This is a genomic window from Bdellovibrionales bacterium (assembly GCA_019750295.1).
Taxonomy (GTDB): domain Bacteria; phylum Bdellovibrionota; class Bdellovibrionia; order Bdellovibrionales; family JAGQZY01; genus JAIEOS01.
The window spans coordinates 1-10,150 of the sequence record JAIEOS010000145.1; the positions used below are offsets into that span (position 1 = coordinate 1).

At 45.6% G+C, this 10,150-nt stretch carries 9 protein-coding genes; 3 read left to right on the forward strand and 6 right to left on the reverse strand.

What is annotated here, in order from left to right:
- The coding region (locus tag K2Q26_15950) for a hypothetical protein (protein ID MBY0317013.1) at window positions 1-502 on the reverse strand (502 nt) is incomplete at its 3' end.
- A 100-nt stretch (window positions 503-602) separates the two neighbouring features.
- Between K2Q26_15950 and K2Q26_15955 the strand changes: the two genes are divergently transcribed.
- On the forward strand, window positions 603-1,250 hold the full coding sequence (locus K2Q26_15955) for an O-methyltransferase (protein MBY0317014.1): 648 nt from the start codon (window positions 603-605) through the stop codon (window positions 1,248-1,250).
- A complete protein-coding gene (locus tag K2Q26_15960) occupies window positions 1,234-2,925 on the forward strand; it encodes an ABC transporter ATP-binding protein (GenBank protein ID MBY0317015.1) in 1,692 nt (563 codons plus the stop codon). Before K2Q26_15955 ends, K2Q26_15960 begins: the two co-directional genes overlap by 17 nt.
- A gap of 91 nt (window positions 2,926-3,016) precedes the next feature.
- Here K2Q26_15960 and K2Q26_15965 read toward each other — a convergent pair whose 3' ends face one another.
- The 4 genes from K2Q26_15965 to K2Q26_15980 form a co-directional block, all read right to left on the reverse strand.
- Entirely contained in the window at window positions 3,017-3,751 is a 735-nt protein-coding gene (locus tag K2Q26_15965) for a hypothetical protein (protein ID MBY0317016.1), read from the reverse strand.
- A gap of 271 nt (window positions 3,752-4,022) precedes the next feature.
- Window positions 4,023-5,681 (reverse strand): hypothetical protein, encoded by a 1,659-nt coding sequence (locus K2Q26_15970; protein ID MBY0317017.1) that lies wholly within the window; start codon window positions 5,679-5,681, stop codon window positions 4,023-4,025.
- Between the two features lie 18 nt (window positions 5,682-5,699).
- Window positions 5,700-7,049 (reverse strand): hypothetical protein, encoded by a 1,350-nt coding sequence (locus K2Q26_15975; protein MBY0317018.1) that lies wholly within the window; start codon window positions 7,047-7,049, stop codon window positions 5,700-5,702.
- 34 nt (window positions 7,050-7,083) lie between these two features.
- Window positions 7,084-8,610 (reverse strand): hypothetical protein, encoded by a 1,527-nt coding sequence (locus K2Q26_15980; protein ID MBY0317019.1) that lies wholly within the window; start codon window positions 8,608-8,610, stop codon window positions 7,084-7,086.
- Window positions 8,611-8,788: 178 nt separating this feature from the next.
- Here K2Q26_15980 and K2Q26_15985 point away from each other — a divergent pair, with 178 nt between their 5' ends.
- Window positions 8,789-9,343 carry a lipocalin family protein gene (locus tag K2Q26_15985; protein ID MBY0317020.1) on the forward strand — a complete coding sequence of 185 codons (555 nt, stop codon included), beginning with the start codon at window positions 8,789-8,791 and terminating at the stop codon, window positions 9,341-9,343.
- Here the strand turns inward: K2Q26_15985 and K2Q26_15990 are convergent.
- Window positions 9,344-10,150: AI-2E family transporter (locus K2Q26_15990; GenBank protein ID MBY0317021.1), on the reverse strand; the 807-nt coding region annotated here is incomplete at its 5' end. It abuts the gene before it with no gap.

Sequence of the window (10,150 nt, forward strand, 5' to 3'; positions counted from 1 at the left end):
ATCCCTCGATGGGGTCTTCGAATTTTCCTGTACCGTTTAAAATATTCTTTCGCCACTCCGAGAGACCGAGAATTTTATTCTCAAAGACCCAAAAACTTTCGCTTTTACTTTTGGGGTCGGCCACGCGTTTCCAAGAGAAAATAAAATCCTCGGCGTTGAGCTCTCGCCCTTGCCCTTGGGGGAAAGCGGGATGGTCGTGAAAGTAGATCCCTTTTTTGATGCGAAACTCATAGGTGAGCCCGTCATTCGAGATTTGTGGAAATCCATCAGAAAGAAGCGGCTCTAACTGTATTGGTTTTTGGAAGTAGTTAAATGTCATTAAGCCCTCGTAGGCTTGCATGATGACGATAGTGGAGTACTGATCATGGGCAATGGCAGGGTCAAGATTGCGTACTTTTTCTGGGAGTGGAATGTAAAGCGTATTGTCCTTGGGATCAAACTGTCGTGTGCACGACAGAGTCCATAACGCTGTTAAAATGAGGAAGAGTCTTTGAATTTTCACTTTCGGTAATATCCTACCTCAGGAAGTATAGCCTCACAAATAGGAGGGTGCATCAGAAATCGGTTTGCTTGAGAGGAGAAACGGAGAGTATAATTGAGCCATGCGACGCTACGACACCCCTGCCGAAACTGAGTTAGATCATTATTTGCGAGATCTCGTTGAGCCCGAAACTCCGGAACTACAAAATATTACAAATCAGTTAAAGAAAGACGAAAAGTGGGGAATCAATATCGGTATTGTTGAGGGGCAGATTCTTCAATGGCTGATCCAGGCGTTGAGAGTTAAAACCGTGGTCGAAATTGGCACTCAGTATGGATTTTCGACTCAGAAAATGCTGCAAGCTTTGCCCAGCGACGGCAAGATTATATCTATCGAAAAAGATCCCGAGCATTACAAAAGAGCGCAGGAGTTTAACAAAGATGGGCGAGCTCAGTTTCTGTTAGGTGATGCGGTGCCTATTTTAGAATCACTGCAAGGTGATTTCGATTTAATTTTTATCGACGCCAATAAAAACTCCTATGTCACCTATCTCGACTGGGCTATGAAACATGTGAAGCCCGGTGGATTGATTATCGGCGATAATACCTTTTTATTTGGTCAAGTTTTTAAGAACCAATCCCCTGATGATAAATCCGAGAAAATGTGGGCGACGATGAGAGAGTTTAATCGGCGTCTTTTTAGTGACGGACGTTTCGCAACTTGTATTATTCCCACTCAAGAAGGACTGACCATTGGCCTCCGAAAATAAATCTATAGACCTTCAGGTCGAAAATCTTAATATTTACTTTGATACTCCTGATGGGCTCGTCCACGCCGTGAAAGATCTTTCGTTTAAAATTCCCCAAGGTCAAACTTTAGGACTCGTTGGAGAATCAGGATCGGGAAAGAGTGTGACCAGCTTGGCGTTAATGCGCCTTTTGGGCCGGGAAGCCCGTCTCGAAGGAAAAGTGATGTTCGAAGGTCAAAACCTTCTCGCCCTTTCCGAAAAGCAGATGCAGCATGTGCGCGGTCGCGACATTACGATGATATTTCAGGAACCGATGACCAGTTTAAATCCGGTTTTTACGGTGGGGTCTCAGATTGACGAAGTCCTCCGACTTCACGAGGGGCTTTCCAAAGCTCAGGCTCGCGGTAGGACCATAGAACTTCTCAAGGAAGTAGGCATACCCAACGCGGAAGAAAGAGTGAGATCTTATCCGCACGAACTCAGTGGAGGTCAGCGCCAGCGTGTCATGATTGCAATGGCCATTGCGTGTAAACCCAAACTGCTCATTGCCGACGAGCCGACGACAGCGCTCGATGTGACGGTCCAAAAACAGATTCTCGATCTGCTTCAGAGTTTACAAAAAAAATATGGGATGAGTTTATTGTTTATCTCCCACGATTTAGCGGTAGTTAAATCAATCACCTCCCATCTTGTCGTCATGAGAAAAGGTGTTGCTGTGGAAAAAGGAAGTACACAGGACGTTTTTATTAATCCCCAGCATCCTTACACTAAAGCTCTGTTGTACTGTCGACCGGGAGAGATTTTAACGGAGCGTTTGGCGACGGTGTCAGATTATATGAATCCCGACGGAAGCGAAAAGAAGTTCGATATTAAAACACTGGGGATCAAGCAAAAGAAAGAGTCATCGACAGAAACTCTCCTCGAAATAAAGAACCTGAGTAAGCATTATCCTTTAAAAAAAGGATTTCTACGAACCACCTATGATTGGGTCCGTGCCGTGGACAATGTGAGCTTTAAAGTGCAAAAAGGAACAACTCTGGGTCTTGTCGGTGAATCCGGTTGTGGAAAAACGACTTTGGGTCGTACCATTCTCAGGTTAATTGAGCCCAGTGAAGGCCAAATTCTCTTTAATGGAGTTGATCTCGTGAAGTTGCCACCGGAAGAGTTGCGATCTTTACGGAGAAAAATCCAGATTGTTTTTCAAGATCCGTACTCGTCGCTCAACCCGCGTTTATCGATTGGGTCGGCCATCATCGAACCGATGGAGATCCATAAAATATATCCCACCCGAAAAGAGTGTTGGGCCCGCGCCGAGGAGCTCATGAGAAAAGTCGGTTTAGAGCCGGAGCATCTTAAAAGGTACCCTCACGAGTTTTCTGGAGGGCAGCGCCAACGGATTTGTATCGCTCGAGCGTTGTCGGTTCGGCCTGAGTTTGTGATCTTGGACGAATCGGTCTCTGCTTTGGATGTCTCGGTGCAGGCGCAGATTCTCAATTTGCTCCTCGATCTGCAGAAGGAAATGAATCTCACTTATATTTTTATTTCCCATGATTTAAGTGTGGTGCGATTTATTTCCGACAATGTCGCCGTCATGAACAAAGGAAAGATTGTCGAGTACGGAACGGCCGAAGAGATCTATCGACAGCCCAAAGACCCCTACACCCAAAAGCTCCTCTCCTCGATCCCCAAACTCTAAAAGGTACGCCGTTCAATTCCCAGACGCAAAAAGTCATATACGAGCAACTCGTATATGACTTTTTGCGTCTGGGAATTGAACGGCGTACCTTTTACTGCTGGAGGGTGGCGATATTGAGGAGTTTGGTGTTGAAGCGGAATGTGGATGTCACAGTGTTGATTTGATTTTGGATGAAGTTGAGATGACTGGCTAAGGATTGCTGGGTGATTTGTACTGTGGCTTTGTCTTCTAACTTTTCGATCAATTCATTAATTGTTTTTTTCTGAGCGAGAATTTTTTGCGGTGAGATCATCTGCACTTCCGTAAAGTCCTTATTTAATCGCGACAGCTGTTTAAAAATATCGTTGTACTGGCTCTCTTGTCCCTTACAGGTATCGAATTCGGATTTGAGGGACGCCATTGTCGCTAAAGGAATCACGTGCTCCTCTCGAATGATTTTGGCGTTGGATTTCGCTTTATCTAAGAGATCTTCTAATTCGTTGAGATGCCCTAAAGTTTTTTTGAGAGCGGCTAAGAATTCGTTTTGGTCCATATTATCGGTGACCAGGAGATGTTCCGACAAGATATCGACTTGGGCTTGGAGGGTTTTAAAATCCAAATTGACGAGAGTTTTATTTTTTTCGTTGAGAATGCTCTCCAGTTTGCTTTTGAGATCGGCGAAGGTGACGTCAGAGAACTCTGTTTTACAAGAATCGACCGCGGGCAATGTGGGCCCGACGACGGGAACGTCGTTCGCTTGAGTCTCTGCCACCGATTCCGAAAGGAAAGGGCTACAGATAATAAGGCAAAAGAGGATCACACGCTGATCTATAAAAGAGGAAAACATCGGTCACTCCACGTACAACGTTACGTACAACTCGCAATGGGATTAGCAAGATTAGGTCCAAACAACCCTGTCGTCAGATCGAATAAAAGCGTGTTATTCTTTAAGAATTAAGCTCATTAAGACAAAAATTGTCTCTGGCTCCCGGAATGGGGGGCCTAAAAGCGTCGATGACTTTGGCAGCCATGGGGGGTAAATCGGCGCTAAGTCCCTCAAATCAAAAAGGCCGGTTCTTCAACCGGCCTTTGCTATTTCCTTATCTGTTTCGAAAAATTTAGTCTTCGATCGGTGTGATAATCGAAGGATCCATTGGATCGATCAATTCACCGCTGTCGCTAATATTGTAAAGGTAAAGGATGGAGTCCATTTCCTCTTCCATAGGAGTACCTAAGCGGTCCCATGCTTTTTCGCTATTGGCAAGATCGGTCTCTCCGAAGGAGGTCTCATCAAACCACATTCTATCGAAGTCCACAGGTTCACCCTTGAGGGCGCTTGCAGGAGTGTACCAGTTGTTTGCTTTAATGCGGAAGATAAACATCCAACGTTTATGGCCATCTGGTTCACATTGAACCGTAATTCCACAAAAGGTAAATTGGTCGGACTCGCTCATTTCGTAACTGCTCGCCACCAGAGGAGAGTAGGCTTGGTTTCTGAGTGTTCCGTTACGATCGTTAAAAGTAGACTGATACCAATCCGTATGGCGATCGACCGCTGAGCGAATAAGGTCATAAACAAGAAAGCTGTTGGGTTTATTCGTTCCCATTCCGGTGCACTGATTAAAGCCAATATCAGAAGCTTGCCATGCCCCAGGAATTGATAACCAGTTGGAGTCGAATTCATTCACTTCTACGATTTCCAAGTGATTTGTTCCGTAGGCCATGGGCGCAAATTGAGGGCGCGTGTGAGGGTATATAGCAACTTCCTCTTGAGACGACCCAAATCGCCCCCGCTGAGCTTCGCTATGAAAAAGCCAAGTGGCTAATCCAGCCCGAGCCGAATTGTATCTGTAATAGAAAGGGCGTTCAAAATAGTTTTTGCAATCTTGGTCGGTGATGCCGGCATCGTTGTCACGAGCCTGATCCATGGACTTACATGCTTTAGCGATGGAAGTGGCATACCAAATCATGCCGTTAGATTCAGGAGAGTTGTGCTTGATATTCGAATCGCCACGAAAGTCATAGTAGTCAGTGAGATCCGATTTTGGGCATTGGGCTTTGTAGGCCTCATATCCTTTTTGAAAGCTTGCAAGATCAGAAAATTCCTTTTTCTTGTGAACGTATTCGGAGAAAATATACTTTGTCTCGCAGACAGTAGTTCCTGTAACAGGGTTATCAACGCTGTCGTTATTCCCCACGGTGATAAATCGAGGTTGTGCATCCCTTTTGGCCTGCCAGAGATCATGAGACAAACGGAGATAAGGGGCGTAAGAAGATGCCGCTACTTGCTTCCAGATATTCACTTTGGGATCAATAGGTCTTTGAATGCGGGCCGGGAGTACATAAAGCTTTTTATACCACTCCACTTTGGCCTGAATCATCGTAGCACGATCACGAAATTCACCGCACAGTTGAACGAGAAGCATATGGGCTTGAATCGTCAAGTTCGGAACTCCTTTGACCTTGGGTAAAGGCATGTCCTCTGACAATCCGTACATTTTGCGGATGGAGCTGTAAAAGTAAAAGGCTTCGCTTTTGGCTTGTGAAAGCTTGCGAGCTGCCAATTGTACATCGGGGTTCGCATAGTTGGGCATTGGAACATCTGTTGAACGAGCTTTTCCGCTACAGTACTTTTTGTAGATGTTCTGATTATCCGCCTCGTTCACTTTGTAGCCGGAGTAGGGAGCATTTCCCAACTGTTGGATCACGTCGTCCATTGAAGCCGCAGAGGCGATCACTGCAGAGAATGTAATTAAGGAGAGAATTAATTTTTTCATTTTTATTTCCTCTTAAAATTAGTTGTTAATGCTCTCGTCATCGGATTCGCCGATACTTTCGAGAACCTGTTTTTTACTGATGGACATGTCGTACATAAAATTAAATAGGGCTTGATATTGGCGCTGAATTTTTTCGTCCTGCATGAGGTAGAAGTTTTCGTAGCTATCCTTCATTGCCGCTGTCGTGAAGTGCCCCGCACCTGCGAAAACGCGACGGTTCCCTAAGATAAGAAATTTATTATGCATCATTTGACGATTTTCGGCGTTGGTTTCCATAAAGCGAAATTCAATTCCTTGATTGTCGAGGACGGAATTAAAGAAGTCAGTGACACCGGTCACTTCGCTTTCGCCTGAAAGCACATCGTTATCCATCAACATTTGAACCTGCACTCCACGTTGAGCCGCTCCGACGAGGGCCTGAGCAATTCCGTAGTGGAGAAAGTGCTGGATAGCTCCAGAGATTCTTTCGCCTTTTTTCATTTTATTGATTTCGCCGATAAGCGTTCTGGCGATTTCGTTTTTAGGATTGGGAGAGAAAAGAGGAGCAATCTTCTCGGCGGCAATGGCTTGCTCGGTGCTCATCGGAGGCACAACGCTGTAGCATTGGTTTGTTTTATTATTCGCCAGCTGTTGCTTTGTGCATTTCTTAAGGGTTACGCGAGTTTGTAGGCAATCATCTAAGGTTTTTCTGTAGACGACGGGATCATCAATACTTTCATCGATACCGTCTTGATTGGGGTCAATCGCAACTTTGAGAGCTTTAACCACGCACATGTGTGTTTTATAGAAGCTCGTGTCTTTAGTGGTCGTGACTGTCACCCAATGATCAAAGTGGAGAGACGTTCCGAAAGCCGATAGATTACCGCTTGAAAAGTTAATTTTAACTTCGGGGGAAGTTCCGCTGTCCACAATGAGAAACTTATTATGGTGAAGTCTCCAAGGATTCGGTTTGACGCCTAAAAAGTGGAAGGTCACAGTGGATCTGCCATCTGGGGTTTTGCAATTGTTCATTTGATCAATAAGGTCTTTGTTGGCTGACGGGGCGTCTGAATCTAAAAAGAATTCGATTTTGACTCCGGCTTTTGCTCTTTCGCAAAGTTTGCGAGCAATCGGTTTATTGGAGAAACTGAGATAAGCCACGAAGATGCGCGAGAGTTCAGGGTCTTGCGCCATTTCGATCTGTTCGTTAATTCGAGCGACCAAGCCCGATTCTTCGCCCACTTTGACCATGTCATCTTTGGTACACCAAGAAGCGGCTTTGCCCGGGTAGTTACATACCGGCTTGGTATGCATCATTGTGAGGTCCAAAATACCAGCGGTCGTCACCTGCGTGAACACCAGAGCTGACATCAAGATTAAATATTTCATTACATTCTCCTTATTTTTTTAAAACGTATCTTTATTAAATTTCACATTTCATTTCGATGGGAAGATGATCGCTGATCAACTCGATAAACACTTTAAAAGGTTGTTTTCTTCCGCTCGCGTTCGACGGTGTCTTTAGAACTCTTTTGTCGTATTCACTCAGGATAGTACGTACATCTCCCGCTTCGTAAGCGCTCTCTAAGCTACAATCGCTTTCGTGACATTCGGAGAGCATCTGGGAGCCTTCGAGAGACTCTCGATACTCTTGGAGGAGTCTGCTTGGATTCGATTTGCGAATTTTTAAAAACTGAATCAGTTTTTCCAGCGTTCCCGGGCCCGAGGGATTAGTGGCATCCATCGTAAAATTAAATGCTTTTGCGGAAGCTTGATCGCATCCCTTAAAGGCGGAACTTTTAGGATCAAAGATAAAGTGATCATAGGCCTCGGAAAGACCGTTTTCGTTACTGATACTTGATTTATCATTGGGGATAACGATTTTTTGCGAATCACCAACAGCTCGCTCCCACTGCGCTAGATTCCCGGAACCTTGCTTCTTCGGGTTGGGTTGTTTGAGAGAAAGATTGAAGTCGCCCATGACCATCACGTCGTTATTGGATGTGTTGGCGACGTGATTAATAATGGCGAGTTCCACAAAGCGATCACGGATTTCGGCATTGGCCATATCTTCAAATTTTTTAAGCCAGACTTTTTCTTGGGGGGTAAAGTGGACGCAGGCTTTTTGTTTTTTTCCTGTCGCTTTACTAGCGCAGGAGGGAGCATTTTCTCTAAAGCGGCTGTGGTGTGCGACGGCATCGAACGTGGAGCTTCCGGCTTTAAAGTTTGCAGCGAAGGGAATGCGTGAGACAACGTTCATGAGGTTATCATCGATCGGAATGAGGCAGCCTTTTTGGCCTCCGCAAAACTGCGTTGGACCGTTTTGAACATGGCTTGCGCGGTAGTAAAACCCCGACATTTCCAAGGAGGATTCGCTATCGCCCGTGGCGCGAGGGGCAATCACAAGGGACCAGGTTTCGTCCAACTCGCGCAGCGCTTTTAAAATTCGAAGATATCCTGGCATTTCGTAAGACTCTTCGAGGATCTGAGAATATTCGTCCCGCTTTACTGCCGAGTACTTAGCCGATTGTCCTCGAAAGGCTTCGGCGATTTCATCAACATTTCGATTGTGAGTTAAAAACTCGGTAGGTGTAGGCATAATCTCTACGACAGCCACCAGGTCCCACTGGTTCATAATGTCGGCCACCATATCGAATCGTTTAAAGCGAGATTGATTAGTTCCCGTGCGAATAATATTGAACGAGCCGATCTTGAGCTCTCGAGGAGAAAGAGATTTTCCAGCGGAGGCTTCAAAAGAAAGATAGTGATACGAACATGTGATTTGGTCATTGGCGAGAAACCCATAGCGAATTTGAGCGAGGGGGCATTCTGAGGACTCGCGAGTGCTCGGCGATGCCGCCGCCTCCGAAAGACCGTCCGTGGGCCGGGCCCATAAGGATTGGTAAAAAAACAAGATCACCCAAATCAGTTTTAAGTTTCCGACACCCATAGGACTCCCTTTTGATTGATGCACAGTTTCTATGCGAATACCCCAGCCGCAAGTATCTAATTTCACTGAGGTAAAAATATTTCACATGAGCTGAAATTAATTCTCGAAAAATTTGCTGTGCGGGAATAGAGTGATCGGGACGGGTAATGAGGGTTTTTAACCTTCTAAGGAGGACTCAATGTTCCTAATATTGATCATCAATTTGGCTTTTGCAGCCGAAGTAAAAACAGTCACTGAAGTCGATTTCACAAGATACCAAGGGCTCTGGTACGAAGTGGCGTCGATTCCGGCAGACTTCCAAGCGACCTGTGTCAAGAACACGTCTGCAGAGTACAGTTTGAATCCAGACGGTACTGTGAATGTGAAGAATTCCTGTGTAGAGGCGGGAGGAACTTTAAACGTAGCGAACGGTTTGGCTCGTATCAATCCCGAATTCAATTCCCCGGGAAAACTCGAAGTGACTTTTGTGAAGGCTCTCGACTGGGTGTGGGCCGCAGCAGGTGACTACTGGATTTTAGAAATCGGAGATGACTATAGTTATGTTTTGGTGGGCCATCCCCAGCGAACCTTTGGTTGGATTCTGGCTCGCGAGCAAAAACAATCGAAAGCTTTTTACCAGCACGCCTCTCAGGTCTTTGCGGATAGAGGTTATGACACGTGTGAGATTCTACTTTCGAACACCGACGTGCAAAAGTTTGAGGAACGACCTCGCCTTTGTGATTTCGTAAAGTAGCTAGTCCCTGTAGGCATGAGTTTTTTTATACTCAGCCAACAAATCTTTAAAGATCACTTTGACGACTCCGCCGCAAGGAATTGCGGCGAAGAGTCCGATAAAGCCAAACAAATTGCCGAAGACAATGAGAGCCAATATGGCTTCGAAGGGGCTAAGGCCGACCTTATCGCCGACAATGGTCGGAGTGATGATAAAGCTTTCCAAAAACTGAACAATCCCATAGAGAACGATCGTCCAAACGACGGGTGAATAGTCATCGCCCGAGAGGAGGGATGACAAGACGGCCAACAGGGCGCCCAAACTAAATCCCACGTAGGGAATGCAACTTAAAAATCCCGTCAAACATCCAATCAAGATCGCAAACTTAACCCCAGCAATGAGCAGCGCGGTGGAGTAGAGGACACTCAAGATCGTGCACACCAAAAGTTGGCCACGGATAAAACCGCTCAGGATGCGATCGGTTTCCGAGATCCAATAGTTCACTCTGGGCTTCCAGGCGACGGGGATGAGTCCCTTGATCGACGCTAGAATTTTCTCGTAGTCGTGGAGCACGAGAACAAAAAATACGGGAAAAATGAAAAGATTTAAAAGTGCGACGATCACGGTGACGATATTGAGCAAAGAGTTTTTAAGAATTTCTCCCGAAGTTTGGACCATATCTACAGAAACCTTTTTTGAAAGCTGCTGGATATAGTTTGTAATCGATGCGCGGTCATAAGAGATCTGAATGTCGTACTCGGCCAATTTGCTATCCAACTTTTCGAGAAGAATATGGAAATTTTGGGGAGCTTCGGCCACTGCGGTTTG

What these genes read in the sequence shown, in the direction of transcription:
- K2Q26_15955 (MBY0317014.1), top strand. Translation starts at nt 603, where the DNA reads ATGCGACGCTACGACACCCCTGCCGAAACTGAGTTAGATCATTATTTG.
- K2Q26_15965 (MBY0317016.1), bottom strand. Translation starts at nt 3,751, where the DNA reads ATGTTTTCCTCTTTTATAGATCAGCGTGTGATCCTCTTTTGCCTTATT.
- K2Q26_15970 (MBY0317017.1), bottom strand. Translation starts at nt 5,681, where the DNA reads ATGAAAAAATTAATTCTCTCCTTAATTACATTCTCTGCAGTGATCGCC.
- K2Q26_15975 (MBY0317018.1), bottom strand. Translation starts at nt 7,049, where the DNA reads ATGAAATATTTAATCTTGATGTCAGCTCTGGTGTTCACGCAGGTGACG.
- K2Q26_15980 (MBY0317019.1), bottom strand. Translation starts at nt 8,610, where the DNA reads ATGGGTGTCGGAAACTTAAAACTGATTTGGGTGATCTTGTTTTTTTAC.
- K2Q26_15985 (MBY0317020.1), top strand. Translation starts at nt 8,789, where the DNA reads ATGTTCCTAATATTGATCATCAATTTGGCTTTTGCAGCCGAAGTAAAA.